General features: G+C 54.5%; 23 protein-coding genes and 1 pseudogene. 10 read left to right on the top strand and 14 right to left on the bottom strand.

Annotated features, from left to right (window positions below):
* Positions 1 to 1,243 (bottom strand): FAD-binding oxidoreductase (locus WD429_RS13690; RefSeq protein WP_368422740.1); only part of this gene is annotated, 1,243 nt, incomplete at its 3' end.
* A 387-nt stretch (positions 1,244 to 1,630) separates the two neighbouring features.
* On the opposite strand from WD429_RS13690, the gene WD429_RS13685 reads away from it, so the two are divergent.
* Positions 1,631 to 2,227 (top strand): DUF938 domain-containing protein, encoded by a 597-nt coding sequence (locus WD429_RS13685; RefSeq protein ID WP_368422739.1) that lies wholly within the window; start codon positions 1,631 to 1,633, stop codon positions 2,225 to 2,227.
* A gap of 31 nt (positions 2,228 to 2,258) precedes the next feature.
* Here the strand turns inward: WD429_RS13685 and WD429_RS13680 are convergent, their stop codons facing one another.
* The 3 genes from WD429_RS13680 to WD429_RS13670 all read right to left on the bottom strand — a co-directional run bounded on the left by WD429_RS13680 (position 2,259) and on the right by WD429_RS13670 (position 4,789).
* Positions 2,259 to 2,738, bottom strand: coding sequence for a peptidylprolyl isomerase (locus WD429_RS13680; RefSeq protein WP_368422738.1), 480 nt, complete (start codon positions 2,736 to 2,738; stop codon positions 2,259 to 2,261).
* Positions 2,739 to 2,830: 92 nt separating this feature from the next.
* The gene (locus WD429_RS13675) at positions 2,831 to 4,609 is read right to left on the bottom strand and encodes a DEAD/DEAH box helicase (RefSeq protein WP_368422737.1); all 1,779 of its coding nucleotides are present in this window, start codon (positions 4,607 to 4,609) and stop codon (positions 2,831 to 2,833) included.
* A gap of 60 nt (positions 4,610 to 4,669) precedes the next feature.
* A complete protein-coding gene (locus WD429_RS13670) occupies positions 4,670 to 4,789 on the bottom strand; it encodes a DUF1294 domain-containing protein (RefSeq protein WP_368422736.1) in 120 nt (39 codons plus the stop codon).
* Between WD429_RS13670 and WD429_RS13665 the strand changes: the two genes are divergently transcribed.
* Positions 4,747 to 5,229: a nucleoside 2-deoxyribosyltransferase gene (locus WD429_RS13665; protein WP_368422735.1), complete on the top strand. Its 483-nt coding sequence runs from the start codon at positions 4,747 to 4,749 to the stop codon at positions 5,227 to 5,229. The two genes, WD429_RS13670 and WD429_RS13665, sit on opposite strands and share 43 nt — an antisense overlap.
* A gap of 69 nt (positions 5,230 to 5,298) precedes the next feature.
* On the opposite strand, the gene WD429_RS13660 is transcribed toward WD429_RS13665, so the two are convergent.
* From WD429_RS13660 to WD429_RS13645, 4 genes are all read right to left on the bottom strand, one after another.
* Positions 5,299 to 5,478 carry a hypothetical protein gene (locus WD429_RS13660; RefSeq protein ID WP_368422734.1) on the bottom strand — a complete coding sequence of 60 codons (180 nt, stop codon included), beginning with the start codon at positions 5,476 to 5,478 and terminating at the stop codon, positions 5,299 to 5,301.
* Positions 5,479 to 5,842: 364 nt separating this feature from the next.
* Positions 5,843 to 6,298 carry a CopD family protein gene (locus WD429_RS13655; protein ID WP_368422733.1) on the bottom strand — a complete coding sequence of 152 codons (456 nt, stop codon included), beginning with the start codon at positions 6,296 to 6,298 and terminating at the stop codon, positions 5,843 to 5,845.
* 56 nt (positions 6,299 to 6,354) lie between these two features.
* On the bottom strand, positions 6,355 to 6,771 hold the full coding sequence (locus tag WD429_RS13650; protein ID WP_368422732.1) for a type II toxin-antitoxin system HigA family antitoxin: 417 nt from the start codon (positions 6,769 to 6,771) through the stop codon (positions 6,355 to 6,357).
* Between the two features lie 5 nt (positions 6,772 to 6,776).
* Complete coding sequence (locus WD429_RS13645; RefSeq protein ID WP_368422731.1) at positions 6,777 to 7,088, bottom strand: type II toxin-antitoxin system HigB family toxin; 312 nt, start codon at positions 7,086 to 7,088, stop codon at positions 6,777 to 6,779.
* A 368-nt stretch (positions 7,089 to 7,456) separates the two neighbouring features.
* Here WD429_RS13645 and WD429_RS13640 point away from each other — a divergent pair, with 368 nt between their 5' ends.
* A complete protein-coding gene (locus tag WD429_RS13640) occupies positions 7,457 to 7,804 on the top strand; it encodes a DUF3883 domain-containing protein (RefSeq protein ID WP_368422730.1) in 348 nt (115 codons plus the stop codon).
* Between the two features lie 131 nt (positions 7,805 to 7,935).
* On the opposite strand, the gene WD429_RS13635 is transcribed toward WD429_RS13640, so the two are convergent.
* Complete coding sequence (locus WD429_RS13635) at positions 7,936 to 8,730, bottom strand: hypothetical protein (RefSeq protein WP_368422729.1); 795 nt, start codon at positions 8,728 to 8,730, stop codon at positions 7,936 to 7,938.
* An 816-nt stretch (positions 8,731 to 9,546) separates the two neighbouring features.
* On the opposite strand from WD429_RS13635, the gene WD429_RS13630 reads away from it, so the two are divergent.
* Positions 9,547 to 10,350: an SGNH/GDSL hydrolase family protein gene (locus tag WD429_RS13630; RefSeq protein ID WP_368422728.1), complete on the top strand. Its 804-nt coding sequence runs from the start codon at positions 9,547 to 9,549 to the stop codon at positions 10,348 to 10,350.
* A gap of 77 nt (positions 10,351 to 10,427) precedes the next feature.
* Here the strand turns inward: WD429_RS13630 and WD429_RS13625 are convergent, their stop codons facing one another.
* Positions 10,428 to 11,258 carry a helix-turn-helix domain-containing protein gene (locus WD429_RS13625; protein WP_368422727.1) on the bottom strand — a complete coding sequence of 277 codons (831 nt, stop codon included), beginning with the start codon at positions 11,256 to 11,258 and terminating at the stop codon, positions 10,428 to 10,430.
* 381 nt (positions 11,259 to 11,639) lie between these two features.
* Complete coding sequence (locus WD429_RS13620) at positions 11,640 to 12,389, bottom strand: NAD(P)H-dependent oxidoreductase (RefSeq protein ID WP_368422726.1); 750 nt, start codon at positions 12,387 to 12,389, stop codon at positions 11,640 to 11,642.
* 89 nt (positions 12,390 to 12,478) lie between these two features.
* Here WD429_RS13620 and WD429_RS13615 point away from each other — a divergent pair, with 89 nt between their 5' ends.
* Positions 12,479 to 13,378, top strand: a complete 900-nt coding sequence (locus WD429_RS13615) for a LysR family transcriptional regulator (RefSeq protein WP_368422725.1) — start codon at positions 12,479 to 12,481, stop codon at positions 13,376 to 13,378.
* A 136-nt stretch (positions 13,379 to 13,514) separates the two neighbouring features.
* Entirely contained in the window at positions 13,515 to 13,910 is a 396-nt protein-coding gene (locus WD429_RS13610) for an MOSC domain-containing protein (RefSeq protein WP_368422724.1), read from the top strand.
* Positions 13,911 to 13,940: 30 nt separating this feature from the next.
* Here WD429_RS13610 and WD429_RS13605 read toward each other — a convergent pair whose 3' ends face one another.
* Positions 13,941 to 14,129: a hypothetical protein gene (locus WD429_RS13605; RefSeq protein WP_368422723.1), complete on the bottom strand. Its 189-nt coding sequence runs from the start codon at positions 14,127 to 14,129 to the stop codon at positions 13,941 to 13,943.
* A 107-nt stretch (positions 14,130 to 14,236) separates the two neighbouring features.
* On the opposite strand from WD429_RS13605, the gene WD429_RS13600 reads away from it, so the two are divergent.
* Positions 14,237 to 14,557, top strand: coding sequence for a hypothetical protein (locus tag WD429_RS13600; protein WP_368422722.1), 321 nt, complete (start codon positions 14,237 to 14,239; stop codon positions 14,555 to 14,557).
* A 1-nt stretch (position 14,558) separates the two neighbouring features.
* Positions 14,559 to 15,068: a hypothetical protein gene (locus WD429_RS13595; RefSeq protein ID WP_368422721.1), complete on the top strand. Its 510-nt coding sequence runs from the start codon at positions 14,559 to 14,561 to the stop codon at positions 15,066 to 15,068.
* On the opposite strand, the pseudogene WD429_RS13590 reads toward WD429_RS13595, so the two are convergent.
* Positions 15,069 to 15,176, bottom strand: a pseudogene (locus tag WD429_RS13590) (hypothetical protein); the annotation flags it as partial.
* A gap of 198 nt (positions 15,177 to 15,374) precedes the next feature.
* Between WD429_RS13590 and WD429_RS13585 the strand changes: the two are divergent.
* Entirely contained in the window at positions 15,375 to 16,661 is a 1,287-nt protein-coding gene (locus WD429_RS13585) for a lactate 2-monooxygenase (RefSeq protein WP_368422720.1), read from the top strand.
* A gap of 118 nt (positions 16,662 to 16,779) precedes the next feature.
* Here WD429_RS13585 and WD429_RS13580 read toward each other — a convergent pair whose 3' ends face one another.
* Positions 16,780 to 16,875 (bottom strand): hypothetical protein, encoded by a 96-nt coding sequence (locus WD429_RS13580; protein ID WP_368422719.1) that lies wholly within the window; start codon positions 16,873 to 16,875, stop codon positions 16,780 to 16,782.
* Between the two features lie 98 nt (positions 16,876 to 16,973).
* Between WD429_RS13580 and WD429_RS13575 the strand changes: the two genes are divergently transcribed.
* A partial coding sequence (locus tag WD429_RS13575) for an SEC-C metal-binding domain-containing protein (RefSeq protein WP_368422741.1) occupies positions 16,974 to 17,048 on the top strand: 75 nt, incomplete at its 3' end.

Below are 17,048 nucleotides of genomic sequence, written 5' to 3'. Positions count from 1 at the left end.
CGCCACCGCTGGCATAAGGCTTGGCGGCATCAAAGAATGCGCGTGCCCACTGGCGACAACGCTCATCCTCCTCTGGCGATTCCCAGCGTCCGTGCACATTCATCACATAGTTGGCGTCGCGGCTGGAATAGGCCATGGCGTCGTGCGCCACCCGGCCAGTCTGCCCCCCAATCGAAGCAATAAAGATTTCACAGTGGGGCGATGGCAGCTTGCCCCCGAATTCCAGCGCAACCTGAATCACATCGTCGGTCAGCTTCACAAAGTTGTGGGACTTCCAGTAGTTTCGCGCACCGTCCGCCAGCAGCGGGTCAAAAGCCTGCTGCCAATTGGCGTAGGGTTGAACACCCACATGCTCGCCATGCGCATCGCCGAACGAGCGCAGGGGCGCGATCAGCTTCTCGCCCACCTCCGGGTCCCCTGCGTAGCACATCGCCAGGGCAACGATCGGCTCGCCATGAACGGATTCAGGCAGGAATGGCAACGGCGGCGCATGGCGAATTACCAACCACACGCTGAGCTCATCGGGCATGGTCTCAGTGAAATGCGCAAACTTCGTCAGCACCGACCGGGCCTGGTCAAACGGAAAAACCATCAGCCCACTCAACAACTCTGGCCCCACGGGATGCAACTGGAACTCGAACCGGGTAACAACACCAAAGTTACCGCCGCCGCCTCGCGTGCCCCAGAACAGATCCGGGTTCTCTGTCGCACTGGCGCGAACCTGTCGACCATCGGCGGTCACCATGTCTGCGGAAATCAGGTTATCGACGGTCATGCCAAGCTTGCGGCTGAGCCAGCCAAACCCACCGCCCAGAGTCAGGCCCGCGACACCCGTTGTGGAGTTGATGCCCAGTGGCGTCGCCAACCCATGCGCCTGAGCGGCCGCATCAAAATCTGCCAGAGTGCAGCCGGGCCCTACGAAGGCACGCTGTTTATCAACATCAATGTTAATGTCTTTCATCTGCGACAGATCAATCATCAGGCCATCGTCGCACACGGCATTGCCTGCGATGTTGTGCCCACCGCCTTTGACCGAAATCAGCAGTGATTGATCACGCCCCAAGTTGACGGCCGCCACCACATCCTCTGCCGAATGGCACTGGGCAATCAGCACCGGTTTGCGGTCAATCATCGCGTTCCAGATCTGACGAGCCTCGTTATATCCGGCATCTGCCGGCTCAAACACAGGGCCGTCGAACTGCCCTCTGAAAGCGTCAATCGTTCCTTGCTCTAGCGTAGTCATAGCCATCTCCTTGCCCCGTAAAGCGCCACTCTCTATCTTGCGCCCATTCAGCGGGAACATCAGCGCGTTATTAGACCGTTTAGGGACTATGGCGAAACTGTTAGCGGCTTTCGGTAAGGGAGGCGCTTATCGAGTCCACAGACGCTCCCAACCTCTTCCTGCTGGCACCGCAAGACCATGGCAACTACCCGTTTGGGCTTTGGTACCCGAAGTATCTCTGGCTGGCCATAGGCCACCCCTGGAAGCGGCCGATGCCTATCCCTTGATGTGCAATGTTTGCCTGGTTTGCTATTTGCCAGATATTTGCTAATAGGTGTCCCGGTTTTTACACTCCCAGATGACCTTACAGACACCGCCCGCCGGGTAGCCCCAGGGAGATATAACCCGATGACCATCAACCTGCCCTTTTCTCAGGCTTGTGAGAACAACAAAGCGCCGATCCTGGAAAGGCTCCATGAGATCTTTGATGCGCCGGGCAAAGTATTGGAGATAGGCACAGGAACCGGGCAACACGCAGTGCATTTCGCAAAGGCAATGCCCCACCTGCAGTGGCAACCGACCGACCACCCAGACGCTGCGGGCACCTGTCGCCCACGGCTGGAGCAGGCCGCGTTGCCCAACATCCTGCCCCCTATTGAACTGGACGTAAGCACTTCCCCCTGGCCCGTTGAATCCTTCACCTGGGTGTTCTCAGCGAACACCGCTCACATCATGTCCTGGCGCGAAGTCGAACAGATGTTTGGTCACATTGGTGAGCGCCTGCCAAAAGGCGGGGCTTTCTGTCTATACGGCCCTTTCAACAGCCAGGGCCAGTTTTCCAGCGACAGCAACCGACAGTTTGACCAATACCTCAGAACCCGTGCATCCCACATGGGCATCCGGGATCTGGACGATCTTTGTGCACTGGCGGCAGCGGTGGGCCTGACCCTGGCGGAGAATTACGCCATGCCAGCAAACAATCGGCTGCTGGTTTTCAGCGGATAGCTGGAGACAAAGGTCCGAGCCTTTCAATCCTTCAATGATGCCCACCCGGCCCATGGGCGTGGCCGTGCGCCAACTCTTCCGGATCGGCTGCGCGTACTTCGAGGACTTCGATATCGAAGGTCAGGGTTCTGCCAGCCATCGGATGGTTGGTGTCGACATCGGCAAACTTATGCCCAACCTTTACGACGACCACATGACGCGGGCCCTGCTCGGTTTTCACCTGGGCGATCATGCCCGCTTTCCAGCGTTTGGCTCCCATCAAATGTTTGATCGGTACGCGCTGCACGGCATCGGCCTTGCGCGGACCGTAGGCTTTTTCCGGAGTAACGGTGGCACTGAACGTATCGCCGGCATCGCGGCCTTCCAGGGCTTCTTCCAGTCCTCGGACAATACCACCGTGGCCATGCAGGTAGGCGTTGGGTTCGCCGCCACGGGAGTTTTCAACAACGTTGCCTTGTTCATCACTGACGCTGTAGTGAAACAGGACGACCTGGTTCTTTTCGATGGGCATAAGGGGCTCTCTGCGAAGGTTCAAAGTGCGCCATTATAGCCTGCTGTGGCGTTGGCTGCAGGGAGGGAAAACCCGAACAGAAACACCCGCCCTTACGCCTCATTTGCCTTGCGATAGCTGCCCCGATAGTCAAAAATCCGTTCCTGAACCTGCCAATAGTGCTTCTGCTTGCGGGCAATCACAAAGTCCGGTTCCGGCAATAAGGCTTGTATATCAATCACTTCATCCGCCCTGCTGAACGCTTTCGGGGCCTGGCCATTCGCAAATCGCCGCCCAAACAGTTTGTTAAAAACCGTACGCTGGCCCGGCTTGCTGAAATCAAACGACTCGCTGAGTTCCTCGCCATCCTCGCCGTGATAGGTGATCCTCAGCTTGCTGCCACCAACACTCAGCGTGATCCCGACGCAACGGATTACCATGGCATCCTTGAGTTTCAGCGCATCTCTTAGCTGATCATCCAGGTCGATGATGGCTTTGTTGCACTGCCAGCAGTTCCGGGCCGCAATATCGTTCTCGCCACCGCAGTGTGGGCACTCTTTGAAACGAAAACGGTAATCGCACTGTTGAGGTCGTCCATTCTGCCCGGCAAATTTGTCCCCGTCCGCAGGCTCCAGCAGCCCCTGACAACGGCGGCCGTAGTGCTCGATCACATGGCCGTCGCCGTCGGTTTTGCCCCAGAAGATATTGGCAAAACCGCAGCCTGGACAGAACACCTGCACCGGCTCGCTGTCAGGGTTCGGTTTCGGCTCCCCCACCTCCGGGTGATGCAGATTCACATGGTTGCCCGCGTAATCAATCACCAGGCAATCCTGTTTGCCTTCGTCCAGGCGAAGACCGCGGCCCACGATTTGTTGATACAGGCTGACCGACTGGGTAGGACGAAGAATGGCGATAAAGTCCACATGGGGCGCATCAAAGCCGGTGGTGAGCACGGACACATTCACCAGATACTTTAACTGCCGCTGCTTGAAGCGCTGAATCAGCAGGCCCCGCTCCTTTAGATCAGTCCCGCCGGTCACCAAGGCGGTCTGGTGTTCCGGCAAGTAGCCGGTGATCTCCCGCGCATGCTCCACCGTTGCCGCAAAGATCATCACCCCCTGACGCTCAACGGCCATCTCCATTACCTGCTCAACGATGGCACGGGTCACACGCTTATGTTTGCTCAGCAGCTGGTTGACGTCCTTCTCGGCGTATTCGCCAAAGCGGTCCTGAGCCAGCGCGGAGAAATCGTACTGCGCCACCGCCGCGTTCACCAACTCAGGCCGGGTGAGATACCCCCGGTTGATCATGTAGCTCAACGGCAGCTCGTAAATGCAGTGCTGAAAGGGTTTATCCTGCTCTTCACCAGACCCGCGAACAAAGCCCCGGTAGTGGTAACGGTAGATCCAGCCCATGGCCAAACGATAGGGTGTGGCGGTGAGCCCGAGCACCTTGAGGGCGTCGTTCTGTTGTCGTAGCAGCTCGATGATCCGTTGATACTGACTGGTGTCCTCACCGCTGACCCGATGGCACTCATCGATGATGACCAGCGAGTATTCATCCCTGAACTGATCCAGATTCGCCGACACAGACTGCACACTGGCAAAGGTCACCTGATGCCGGCTTTCCTTGCGTTTCAGGCCGGCGGAGAAAATGCCGCCGGTTAACCCATAGCTCTGGTATTTGGCGTGGTTTTGCTCCACCAACTCTTTTACGTGGGTCAGCACCAGAATCTTGCGCCGGGCAAGGCGGGCCAACTCGGCAATAACCAGACTTTTACCCGCACCGGTTGGCAGCACGATGACGGCAGACTCATCCGATTGCCGGAAATGGCTGAGCGTGGCATCGACGGCTTCCTGCTGGTAAGGCCGGAGTTTGAAAGGAGCGTTCATTTACAGGGCTTAATCGTTGTCAGGATGATAAGGCGGTCATACTAGCAAACGCAGTTGTCGTTATCTGTGAGCCATCAGTGCACCGGGCCAACCACAGCAAAGCTCAAAAAGGTGCAGCGTATTTTCAGGCGTGCGTTGTGCGCCCCGTTGCGCCGCCCGCTTATCGATCCAGTAAATCACAAACACCAACAAGCTCACCCCACCGTAGGCAGCCAGAATTTTTAGATGACGAGGCCAAACCCGAACGGGGCCACCGAATCTACCAGACTAACCGCGAACTGATGGACAGCTGCGACGCTGTCATCGCCAACCTCACACCCTTTCGCGGCATCAGCGCCGACCCGGGCACCGTGTTCGAAGCGGGCTACATGATTGGCCAGGGCAAGCGTGCCTTCGGATTCACCTTGAACAGCCAGCGCTATCGCGAACGAGCCGGCGCAAGCGACCTGGATGAACTGGGCCACACGATTGAGAACTTCGAGATGAGCGATAACCTGATGATCGAGGGCGGAATCCGCGATTCCGGTGGCCAGCTATTCATGTCTGGGCAGCCCGGCGAACACCGGTTTTTCTCCGCGGAGCTGTTCCGCCGTTGTGTGCGAGCGCTTGCCCATGTCTGAACCAACCCTACTTCATCCCCCGCCCCAATTCTGACCTGAACTTGCTGGCCCTGAAAGGCAAAACGTTCCTCACATGAAATAATGCCGAAGCAATTGCAGCACAAGAAGCAGCATCATCAGCGGAATGAACCAGCGCGTAATATTGCCGTAGTTCCTGGACTCACCCCTGGGGGCATATTTCTCCACCAACGGAATGATGATAATCAGTGCCAAAAAAAGCACAGCGAGAATCGTCAGCAGGGTGCCCATGGTCGTTAGCCTCTAGAGATGCTTAATGCCTACTGTAAAGTGAGGGAGCTACCACTCAAAAACCATAACACCAAGCCAGCCACCCCACAAAGAAGCACTGCACAATGGATAGCCAGGTTCTTCCGGGTAGTTGGGGTGGGTTTTCTGGCGAAGCTGACGTAATCCTCACCGAACAACCCAACACCACAGCCCTCACAGTAATTTTTTGAGTAAGAAACCCTGAGCGCAGATGGCTCAAACTTTTTCCGACAGCTGTAACAGCTAGGCTTAATCATTCCGAGCTCCGGGAAAAACGACTGCGGTAATGCTTTCTATGGAACAAAAACCGGGGCGGAAAATTAATCTGTCCCGGTTATTCGCGAACCTACCAATACCGACCGCCAGCCCCAATCACCACCACAATCAGCCCAAGAATCAGATTGATGCCCACCAGCTTACGAATCTGCCCCACCTGACGCCCACCTTCCTGGGGATCCCGGTTGGCAACGGCCTGCTTCAGCCGCCGGAAGGGGGCAAAATAGACGTGAGAATAGAGCAGGACCATCACAATCCCCAACCCCTGCATCACGTGGATATGCCAGCCAGCACCCGCCATACCACCAAACACACTGAAGACCATCCAGTAACCGGTCACCAGCAACAGAATCACCGCCGCCCATACCCACCGGAAAAACCGGGACAGAGTGGCACACCAAAGCACGCCCCGCTGCGATGCATCAATTACCTCAACCACCGCCGGGCGCAAGGCCATGTAAGCGAAAAACATACCGCCAACCCAGATCACGGCGGAGAGAACGTGTAGTGCGATAGCCAGACCCATAAAGCGACTCCCGGATGAAAAATGTGTGATTAGCAAAGGCTAGTATTTGGAAGCCTTCAGAAAAACAGTGCGGGAGACACCCCAAACCGCTTGCCGAGGGCTTCCATGTGTTTGCGGGTCAGCTTTTTGCCTTCAGCACCGTTGAGAATTTTGCTCACATTCCCTTTTGAACCCAGCTCCGGTAAATCCGCAACCCCAAGACCGTGTTGCGCCATCAGAGTTTTCAGTGCAGCAATTCCCTTGTCCGTTTCAGCAACAGCAGTATTAAAATCAGAAAACTCTGCAGCCTGGTCCTCCCAGCGCTCAATGCTGACCGACAGAACCTCAATGAACGGCTTATTGGCGTCGTAGTCGTCCACCAACTGATCCATTAACTCCAACGCTTGCTCGTAGTCATCCTGAGTCTCAATATGCGCCACAAAAGGCACCTGAGCCAGTGCGTCTCTGATCTGAACAAAAGCAGGCGATAACATAAGCCTCACTCCTTATTGCGACGGTACTTGTCAGTCAGCCGTTCGTATTCGGCGTGGCTACAAATGTGTTTCACGTACATCCGGTTATCACGAAACTCAATGAAGGCAATCAGCCGTAGATTGTTGCCACCGATATCGATAACCCACCATTTGTCCCGGTATTTGAAGTTGTCCAGGGACGGGAAAACCTGGCGCAGCTGATTAGGTGTTTCAAACCGCCCATTTCGCAACGTGGTGTAGATATTCACCAAGGCGTCTTGATCGTTGGGATACTGCTTCGCTGCATCATTGAACGGTTTTCTTGAAATTATGTGCACAGAACTTCCTTGTTTCCTTTTTGGAAACTCTAGCATAAGGTTTCAAAAATGGAAACCACATCTGGTGTGTCGATTACGGTGTGCACTTACCCCATTATCACTGAGCCCAAGTCAATGGTATCGTTGGCTGACAGTACAAAACAGTATCCGGGGAAAGCAGTATGGCAAGCCGAGAAAGCTGGAGTGGGTCAGAAATATAACAAAAGCGCTCATCGAAAAGCCCTGTTGAAGCAGCTAAACGGTCGCAGCGACGGTGCTGTCGAACTCAAACATCAGAATATCAGCGCCGTACTCCGTGACCTCGACTGCTTCTGGATACCTGGGTATAAACCACGGGGCAACTATCAGGCAGCGCAGGCGAGTTGCTAATGCTGCAATATGAGGAATACCGGCTTCGATCCGCTGGAAAAGTCGGGCTGGCCGACCGTATTGAGCACGTGTCTAACTCCAAAGGTGATGGGTTGGGTTACGACATTCTGTCATTTGAACCTTCTGGCAAAGAGCGATTTGTTGAGGTTAAAACGACAGCCTTTGCCAAGGAAACCCCCTTCTATGCATCCCGCAATGAGATTTCCTTTTCAGAAGAGTTTCATGAGCACTTTCAACTCTACCGGCTATTCGAGTTCAGAAAGTCCCCAAAATTATTCTCGTTACCGGGGGCCATTGGCCACAACTGCCACATGGACCCCGTGAGTTTTATTTGTAGTTTGAGGTGAATAACGGATTAGCGGAAAGAAACGGGATATCTGAAGATCCCCCGATGTCCTTCTCATCGAGGAGGCAATTTACCACCGTACGGCTGGTGTACATCCGCTTCGCCAGTTGGGTTTCTGCCCTTTTCGCCGCGTTATCGATAACTTTCGATCAAAGTGTTCAGCTGTGACTGGAATTCGGGACTCTGCATGACCGCATCAACCTGATTGATCACGTCCATAGCGGACGGAAGTTTCCGCGAAATACCAATGTGAAAAGGGATCTGGGAATTCGGAATAAAATCAACCTTGCGAACTTTCAGCTTCTTCGAATAGCCAAGTTGTCGAGCGCTGAACCGGGCGTCTTCAGCGGGCTGCACCATAAAATCCCCGGCCTCCCGCAGCATAAGAAGATGCATCATCGCACTCATGTGCTGGCCCGGCACGCGCTCCAGAAAGTCGGGGATGTTGTCCTCTTCCCATTTGGAGCCCTTCTCGCCGATTACCGTCAGACTGGACAAGTCAGAAAAGCTGGTCGCCGATTCGATCACGTCTACGTTGGGGTTTTCAGCCGAGTAAACTAGGTGGCCAAAGTCCTGCGTGAAGAGCGGCATCGCTGAAAAGATTGCGTAGTCCTGTCGCTCCTTCGACGGATAGGTGAGAAGGCCATCGGTGAGGCCCAGCCTGACGTTGTACTGCGCCCTCGACCAAGGCACCACCAGATTTTCCGTGGTGTAGTCGGGGATAAAACTGAACGCCAACTGCACCAAATCCGGCAACAGCCCGACAGACCTCTCGCCAAGCGAGGAACTGTAAGGCGGTGATGCTGCACTGAACGCGAATGTCAGTTTGCTGCTTCCCATCGAGACACTGGGAAAAGCAAGGAATACCACCAGGAACGCGAGGCACAGCGGCGCCGAAAATCCTCTTAAACGATGCTTATTTACCAAGGTTACCTCTACGGATAGCCATGAAAGCCCTCCTTTACCTGCTTTTCAATACGCTTTTTTGCTTTATCCACATGCATAGTAATGCCTGTCGCTGCACTTGTTACTAGGGTGCCACACGGACGCCCAGTCGATACCATTCGCCAATTCTATGCCGTTAGATCCTTAAAAATATAGATCTGTTCCGACTTTCCAGGATTTTCCGTGAAACCAACGTAAAAACCCCGGAAAACCGGGGTTTATAAGCATTCCATGTCAGAACTGAATTACCAATTGTAGCTATACCCCAATAACACAGCATCAAAGTTGTCACTGACGTCGTAGTTCAGCGAAAACCTGTGAGGCTCACCAGCCCAGAGCGCTACGCCAAGAGAGATAATAGACTCGGAATCGTCCGCATTCGAATCCGAGAAGCCCCCGCTGATCTCCACGGATCTCGGCAAGGTACAACGAAAATTAGTCAGTTACTACGATAGGTCCCTTACCTTTTCCAGTGTTTAACAGTTCATCACCAAACAAACAGGCAGCACCGGAAATCGCTGCTCGTATTCAGTAGGAATACTAAATCCAATAAAAGCATGGAGCTACCTATGGCAGTCCGCCCCGAATTCCTGATAGGTGGGGAACCCGCGCGCTTAATCCTCATAGCGACGGACAGCGCAAGAGAACCGTCGTGCTGACTGCCCAAATTGGCGAAAACATGCTAAAAATCAGCCGTTCCGTACAATCCGTGCGGCTTTCTTTCTGAGATGATGCTTACGCGTGTCTGTTTTGCAGACATCGTAAAATCCATAACTCAAATAACAAGATGGTGGAAAGATGAGTTTCATAAATGTCAGAAGGCAAGTTCAAAACCTGATCGCTCTCTCGGCGGCTTCACTGATTTTAGTTGGCGCACCGGCACAAGCGGATGAGTACGTCGCCCTTGGTGATTCCGCTGCCTCCGGCAATGGCACAGGCAATCCTGACCTCGACTACAACTGCTTTCGCAGCAGTGACGCGTACGCTCCGATCATTGCAAGTGAGCGAGACAACACTCAGCTCAAGTTTGTCGCCTGCTCAGGCGCTACTACTGACGATGTTGTGGATTCCCAAATCGCGGCCCTGTCCAAAAAAACGGACTTTGTAACGCTTAGCGTTGGCGGTAATGATGTTGGATTCATCGAACTGATATTAAATTGCGGCTTCTACTGGGACGAGTGGCAGTGCCTCCACACTGCCGACGAAATCCATCGCAGAATTGACGAGGAATTGCCGGCTAAGCTTGATCAGGCTTATGCAGCCATCAAGAAGAAAGCTTCGAAGGCAACCATCATGAATCTCGGCTATCCCCGTTTCTTCGGAAGCGATGTTTCTTGTTGGACGGCTCGCGGAATAACGTCCACCGAAGCAGAAGCGCTCAATGGCATTTCCGATCACCTGGACAGGGTGATTGCCGGGCGGGCCGCACAGGCAGGCATAATACACCTGAGTGTTATCGAACAGTTTACTGGACATGATGTCTGTGCAGCTGATCCCTTCGTGATGGGCAAGGATGTAACATTCTTGAGAGACGTCTACCACCCGAGCAAAGCAGGATACCGCGACGGACACATGCCGTTAATCCGGGCAATCATGGAATAACTCAACTAATTCCGGATGGAATGTGGATGCCGGCAATAGTAGCCGGCATCCACTTTTAATCGGCGGCGCGCGATGCGTCAAAGGCAGTGAATCAAGGTAACGTTTTCTGGATCGATAATGGTCGATGGATTCAGACCAAATACCTCCATGAAAGCATGATCCAAATGAGCCAAATCATAAAAGCCCGCCTCGAAAGCCAGTTCGGTTAACGCCCTTCCACGAGACCAAAGTTCGACTACGCGCCAGGTCGCCGACCAACGCGCAAAGTGTCTTATTGTGCTGCCGGTCTGTTCGCTAAAAAGGTGGCGCAGCCGCGATGGAGAGAGATGGACCTGTTTTGCAAGCAGCTCCAGATTGACCGTTCCGAGTGGTGCCTCATGAATTAGCTCCATGACCCTGACAACCCGTGAATCCAGGACGCGGTTCGGAGGTGAGTATGGGGCAAACGTTTTCACCGCCTCGGTCAATAATTTCTGAATGTCTTCAGGGCTCGACACCCCTCTACGAGCCTGCTCCATCGCCGGCTGTAGGTGAACGAATGCCTCTTGATTCAGGGGCAGGACCTCACGACCTTGAAATACTGGTTTAAGCGCCATGAATTCAGGTGATTGAATGGGAATGTCGAATATAAAAAGATCGCTGTTGAGCGCAATTAAGCGCTTGCGCAGCACCTTGGGAGCGATCAGCACTGCATGTGCTGTTAGCTCTGTGCCGTCACCAATCTCTAACTTGAAGGGCTCCCGGCAGGCAAACAGCAAGGTTGCTGACAGGCGATAATAAGGATCTTTCGAGCGATCCAGTAAAAAGCTCGACGCTATAAGCAGGAATCGCCGACTACCGTAGTAAGCAATGAACTTTATGGGTGTGCAAGCGCCCGCAGACTGCTCACTTGAACCGTAAAATGCCATATCTTGACCTGCTATTCAGAAAGTCCATTTATTGTTTTTATGAAGTAATGACTCATTTCTCCGGGAATGATAACAGTTAATCAGGTTACCTGGAGCGGGAATCGGAGGCGGGATGGCGGGTGGGCAGTTACACAGATTTATTTACAGGCTCATCCAAATCGAAGGTCAGGGGCCTCGACACATCAAAATCCAACTGCTGCCGCAAGCTCATCGCTTTCAGATTCAATGAACGTCTCCCTGCAAAGCCTTATATCGAGCACACGCCTTATCCCGGTCTCTCAGAGGCCGTGACGGTTTCTGCGGACGTCAACAACACAAAGAACGACAGCCCGCACCTCATCCGCCATTCGAGATTAGCCGTCGGCGTTCAAGCATTGGGGTCTAGGGGCGCCAACGCATCGGATGAGCTTGCTTGAGAACTCCGGCTTCATCCCAATCTTCCCAGCCGGTAAATGGAATCGGAAATTCATCATCGAGAGCGGATAGCCGCTGCGCCCACTCTGCTTTTTTCTGTTCAAGCTGCTCCCTGAAAGCGTCCTCCTCCTGGTACTGGATACCTCCGCCCTGAACGCCATAGCTCACTTGCGGCACCAGAACATCAAACCCAACGTAATAAAGTGAGGAGTGCATCGGCCACAACCACTCGACCATATTGCCAGCCCGGCCAAAGGGCATGAACGCCTGTTCCGGGGAGCCGGTGGTTACGGAGCACACGGCCTTTTTCCCCCGGAAGTGGCCGCGATCGTACCGCTGACTGCCTGAATAGATTCCACCGTAGACCAACACGCGATCGAACCAGCCCTTGAGAATTGCAGGTTGCGCATGCCACCACAGCGGAAACTGAAAAATGACGAGACCTGCCCATTCCAGCCGGGCGATTTCTCGCTGAACCTCTGAGGGCAGCCGTCCGCGATCGAAGTGTGCCCGCTGCTCGGTTAAAGGCGCGAAGTAGTTCTCATCTTCTCGATCCGTATAGTGGGCCGCACGCTCGACCGGATCAAAGCCGTCCCGGTAAAGATCGTCGAGTTCAACCACATGGCCTGCCAACTGGAGGCGTTTTGCCGCGACATCCGCCAGCCCGCCGTTGAACGAGGCCCGCTCCGGATGAGCCAGCACAATTAACACATTCATAACCCATTACTCCTGTTGCACCCTTTCAACAACAGCCTATGCTGTTATTAAATACACAGGAATTCCAAAATATTGAGAGTTTCATTTGCATGGATGAACAATCTATCCGCTGGGATGATCTGCAAATCGTTTGGGCAATTTCCGAAACCGGCTCCCTATCCGGAGCAGGTCGGCGGCTGAAGGTCAGCCATGCCACGGTTTTCAGACGGCTTGGCAACTTAGAAAAACGGCTGGGCGTGGCGCTATTTGAACGATCGCGCACCGGCTATACACCCACTCCCGCCGGGGAGGATCTTGCCGCCGTCGCCCAGCAGGTCGAAGCCAACATCAAGGGCGCCGAACGCCGCCTGGCGGGGCAGGATCTGAAACTCTCCGGCAACATCCGCATAACCACCACCGACACCCTCTACAATGGCCTTCTGGCACCAGCCTTTGCTGAGTTTCGAGCCAGTTACCCGGATATTGAGCTGGAAGTTGTGATCTCCAATCAGGTACACAGCCTGAGCAAACGGGAAGCGGACATTGCCATTCGCCCCACCCGGAACCCGCCGGAAACCCTGGTTGGCAGGCGCGTCGATACCATCGAACAGGCCATCTACGGTCAAAGGGCGCATTGGCAGGACACGCATACTCCTCTGCAAACACTGCCCGGGTGTAATTGGATAGGGCCCGACAAACACATGGGAGACAGCGCGCTTGAAGCCTGGATGACGCAACATGGCCTCGATGGCCAATGCCACTATCGCGTCGATTCAATGCTGGGAATGCAGATGGCCGTGCGAAACGGCGCAGAAGCGGCAATACTGCCCTGCTACCTGGGCGATTCCGACGCTTACCTCAAAAGGCTGACAAACCCATTACCTGAACTGTCCGTACCACTGTGGATACTGATTCATCCGGATCTGCGTCGGGTCAGTCGAATAAAAGCGTTTACCGACACTATGGCGGATTATATTCGTCATGCGCTTAATCGAAGTACCCGAACCTGATTTGATACCCACAAGAGACTCTGCGTGCAGGAGCCTGCCGATGCCCGAGCCAACCCCAATTCAAACCCTTCTAGACACACTCCCCCAATGTGGCCGGGTGGAATGGATCGGAATCCGCCCTGCCCGTGGCGAACCGATGATAGCGCTCGATAGCGTAGCGGTCACACCAGGCAAAGGCCTGGCAGGCGACCGATTCAAAGGCCGCGAGACCAGCAAACGGCAGGTGACTCTGATCCAGAAAGAGCACCTATACGCTATCGCTTCCTGCCTGCAACGGGAGGCCATTGACCCCGAAGTTTTCCGGCGCAACATCGTGGTTTCTGGCCTGAACCTGCTGGCCCTGAAGGGCAAAACGTTCCGAATTGGTGGCGTTGTGCTGGAATGCACGGGCCTGTGCCACCCCTGCAGTAAAATGGAGACGACGCTTGGGCCGGGTGGCTATAACGCCATGCGTGGGCATGGCGGTATCACGACACGGGTTGTTGAGGGAGGTACCTTGGCATTGGGGGATGAGGTGCGGGCTTGCCTATGACCTCAGGCAACAATGGCCATGAGCGACGGATCAAACCGCCAGTTCAATAATCTCTCCAACCACACCACCGTCACTCACCTGCAGCTGTCCCACCGTGATCGGCAGGGTAAAGCGCCGGGGCCCGGCATCGCCTGTGTAGTGGCCCAGTGCCTCAGGAATTTTGTAACGCAGAAAAGATCCGCTCCGGGCAAAACAACGGCGTATCAGGCTTTTATGCACAAAGGTTTCCGTCTCACTTTATCGTCTCGAACCTTGATTGCGGTCAGAGATCATTGTAGTTTCATTTTCCTTGCCCAGGAGGGGCATTCGTTACAAGGATTGCAACAATGGACTCGAATCAACGCCAACACATCTCTACTGTCATCAATTACTTCTGGGGTGTAGACACAACTGCTCCGGAACACGTCAATCAAGGAATGGCAGCTATCGCCTTGGAAGCCCTTGAAGAAGCCCAGAGTTGCACCGCCGCAATGGACCTGGTTCCACGTCCTGTTTCTGGTAAACCTGGTGCCAGCTATGTTGTTAAACAAGTCGCCAAGATTGGGCAAAGAATCGCAGCAGGCGATACGCAAGTTTACGAAAGCTGCCGTCAACGCGTGGCAATTAACTACCGCACTCAAATGGAAATGGCGAAACAGGGACTGTGAGATGAAGAAATTTGCTTTACTACTTGTTCTGGCGATTACCTCAGTAACTGCCTGCGCACAATCCGATCAAACCATCACAGCAGTATTCTCCGGCATGAAGTTCAAGGTGCCTGGTGCCCCCTTGATTATCGGGGCTTTGGGCCAGAGCAACGACATCCTGCTGATAAAGTACTCGAACAACCCCGGTGAGCGTTACATCAGTTTCAGTACCGAGAACTCACTGGACACGGGTGACTGTAAGGTTGGCGATTTTTTCAAAGAAATTCTAGAAACAGATTCGAAGTACGAGTGCGAAAAGTCTGCGGTTGATTCCTTCAGGAAGGTATTCTCCGAAGGAGCCAATTCAGGCGTTTGGCAGGGGGAAGGCCGGGACTACTTTTACTTCCTTTCCGATAAGCAAAGGTCTTTCGTCTTTTTCGTCCCGGATAATGGCCACCTGGTTAAGCTTGAGTCTGATTTTCTTGATGCACGAGACTTTCAGAAACTGCTGGGGACCACCTCTGGTCATTGACTACCAAGCTTCCATAACTGACAGCGTACGGAACTCATCCAAAGCAAACTGGTCTGTCATGCCGCTTACCATGTCTTGAATCAGGCGGCATCGGCAATAAAATTCCCAAAGTGATTCAGAGATATCATCGGTCCCGATTTCCCCAATGATCGACGGCGGCATGACCCGAAAGATGATTTATGAGGACTGATTGCGAAATAAATCTGTCCCGATTTTCTCAAAAATTTCCAGCTTTTACAGCTTCTTCGCGCCGGAGTTATAGTGGCAAGCTGATAAAAACAACGTAGTACCACAAGGAGTACAACCATGGACAACAGCCCCGGTCGCCGAGCGCCGACCCTCAACCGCCAGCAGGATATATACAGCAAAGGCCTGAGCGGCGAAAAACCGCTGGTACCTGTGGATTTTCACGAGCTCGAACGCAAGGGCTGCGATGCCATGAGCGCGGAGGCCTACGCCTACATTGCCGGCGGGGCCGGTTTGGAAAGCACCATGCGCGCGAACCGGGAATCCTTTGAACGCCAACGCATTGTTCCGCGCATGCTCAATGACGTATCCGAACGGGACACCACCGTTAACCTGTTCGGCCGAACCCTGCCCAGCCCCTTCCTGTTGAGCCCGATCGGCGTGCTGGAAATGGCCCATAGTGATGCCGACAAGGCCGTTGGCCGCGCTGCCGCAGCCGAAGGCATACCGATGATCTTCTCCAACCAGGCATCGCAGCCCATGGAAAAGATAGCCGACGCCATGGGCGACGGCGCGCGCTGGTTCCAACTTTACTGGAGCAAATCCGACGACCTGGTGCGAAGCCTGGTCAGCCGGGCCGAACGCTGTGGCTGCGAGGCCATCGTGGTCACCCTGGATACCACCATGCTGGGCTGGCGCACCCGTGATCTGGATCTGGCCTACCTGCCCTTTTTGAGGGGCAAAGGCATTGCCCAGTACACCAGCGACCCGGTCTTTCTGGAAAGTCTGAAAAACCCGAGCCAGCCCGGCAACATGGCCAGGCCCAAGTTGTCGCTGGAAACGCTCAAAACCCTCAAACAGATCGGCCAGTCCTGGCCCGGCGGAGCCCTGGACGGCATAAGTTCTGGCAAAGCCATGGCGGCAGTGCAGGAATTTATCGCCGTCTATTCCAAACCCTCGTTAACCTGGGACGATCTCAAGATGCTACGTGATCACACCCCCCTGCCCATCGTGCTGAAGGGCATCCAGCATCCCGACGACGGCCGCAAAGCCGTGGAGCATGGCATGGACGGCATCATTGTCTCCAACCACGGCGGCCGCCAGGTGGACGGTGCCATCGGCAGCCTCGAGGCCTTGCCAGCGGTGGTTGAAGCCGTTGCCGGCCGGATACCAGTCATCATGGACAGCGGCATCCGCACCGGCACCGACGTTTTCAAGGCGCTTGCCCTCGGTGCCACCGCCGTTGGCCTGGGCCGGCCCTGGGTCTATGGGCTGGCGATTGCCGGCGAAGCCGGCGTGCGGGAAGTGATTGCCAACCTGAAAACGGATTTCGAGCTGACCATGGGGCTCTCCGGTTGCAAGTCCATCAGCGAAATTACGCACGAGGCTTTGCGCCGAATGGCCTGAACGTAAGAAACCACAGAGATCCTCTACGCCATCGGTGCCGAGGATCGCATCGTCGGCATATCCGGGTTCACCGTGCGGCCCGGGAGGTTGTTCGGTGTTCAACTTGGCAAAGCGCACCTTACCCCGCCAGGCTTTCGCCGGATGACAGCTTATCGGCGGGCACACGGTTCACTTTGCGGCAATGAGGGCATACAAGGTGCCGGATGTCGGTCATGATCACTCTGCCTCTGACTGTTTACTGATTTGAACAATCAGGGCAGATTATAAGAAATCAAGCATTGGGGTCTGGCCCCAAGGAGATCAAGACACTCTATGACAGAAGATTCCGCAAACACTCTATGCCCTTGTGGCAGCAGAGCCCTCTACGCGCAATGTTGCCAACCTTTG

Source organism: Marinobacter sp., from assembly GCF_040904845.1.
Lineage (GTDB): Bacteria > Pseudomonadota > Gammaproteobacteria > Pseudomonadales > Oleiphilaceae > Marinobacter.
This window is presented reverse-complemented; position numbering and strand designations above follow the sequence as displayed.

What these genes read in the sequence shown, in the direction of transcription:
- WD429_RS13680 (WP_368422738.1), bottom strand. Translation starts at nt 2,738, where the DNA reads ATGCCCATCGAAAAGAACCAGGTCGTCCTGTTTCACTACAGCGTCAGT.
- WD429_RS13675 (WP_368422737.1), bottom strand. Translation starts at nt 4,609, where the DNA reads ATGAACGCTCCTTTCAAACTCCGGCCTTACCAGCAGGAAGCCGTCGAT.
- WD429_RS13650 (WP_368422732.1), bottom strand. Translation starts at nt 6,771, where the DNA reads ATGTTATCGCCTGCTTTTGTTCAGATCAGAGACGCACTGGCTCAGGTG.
- WD429_RS13625 (WP_368422727.1), bottom strand. Translation starts at nt 11,258, where the DNA reads ATGGCATTTTACGGTTCAAGTGAGCAGTCTGCGGGCGCTTGCACACCC.
- WD429_RS13620 (WP_368422726.1), bottom strand. Translation starts at nt 12,389, where the DNA reads ATGAATGTGTTAATTGTGCTGGCTCATCCGGAGCGGGCCTCGTTCAAC.
- WD429_RS13660 (WP_368422734.1), bottom strand. Translation starts at nt 5,478, where the DNA reads ATGGGCACCCTGCTGACGATTCTCGCTGTGCTTTTTTTGGCACTGATT.
- WD429_RS13610 (WP_368422724.1), top strand. Translation starts at nt 13,515, where the DNA reads ATGATAGCGCTCGATAGCGTAGCGGTCACACCAGGCAAAGGCCTGGCA.
- WD429_RS13600 (WP_368422722.1), top strand. Translation starts at nt 14,237, where the DNA reads ATGGACTCGAATCAACGCCAACACATCTCTACTGTCATCAATTACTTC.
- WD429_RS13595 (WP_368422721.1), top strand. Translation starts at nt 14,559, where the DNA reads ATGAAGAAATTTGCTTTACTACTTGTTCTGGCGATTACCTCAGTAACT.
- WD429_RS13685 (WP_368422739.1), top strand. Translation starts at nt 1,631, where the DNA reads ATGACCATCAACCTGCCCTTTTCTCAGGCTTGTGAGAACAACAAAGCG.
- WD429_RS13580 (WP_368422719.1), bottom strand. Translation starts at nt 16,875, where the DNA reads ATGACCGACATCCGGCACCTTGTATGCCCTCATTGCCGCAAAGTGAAC.
- WD429_RS13640 (WP_368422730.1), top strand. Translation starts at nt 7,457, where the DNA reads ATGCTGCAATATGAGGAATACCGGCTTCGATCCGCTGGAAAAGTCGGG.
- WD429_RS13655 (WP_368422733.1), bottom strand. Translation starts at nt 6,298, where the DNA reads ATGGGTCTGGCTATCGCACTACACGTTCTCTCCGCCGTGATCTGGGTT.
- WD429_RS13585 (WP_368422720.1), top strand. Translation starts at nt 15,375, where the DNA reads ATGGACAACAGCCCCGGTCGCCGAGCGCCGACCCTCAACCGCCAGCAG.
- WD429_RS13615 (WP_368422725.1), top strand. Translation starts at nt 12,479, where the DNA reads ATGGATGAACAATCTATCCGCTGGGATGATCTGCAAATCGTTTGGGCA.
- WD429_RS13630 (WP_368422728.1), top strand. Translation starts at nt 9,547, where the DNA reads ATGAGTTTCATAAATGTCAGAAGGCAAGTTCAAAACCTGATCGCTCTC.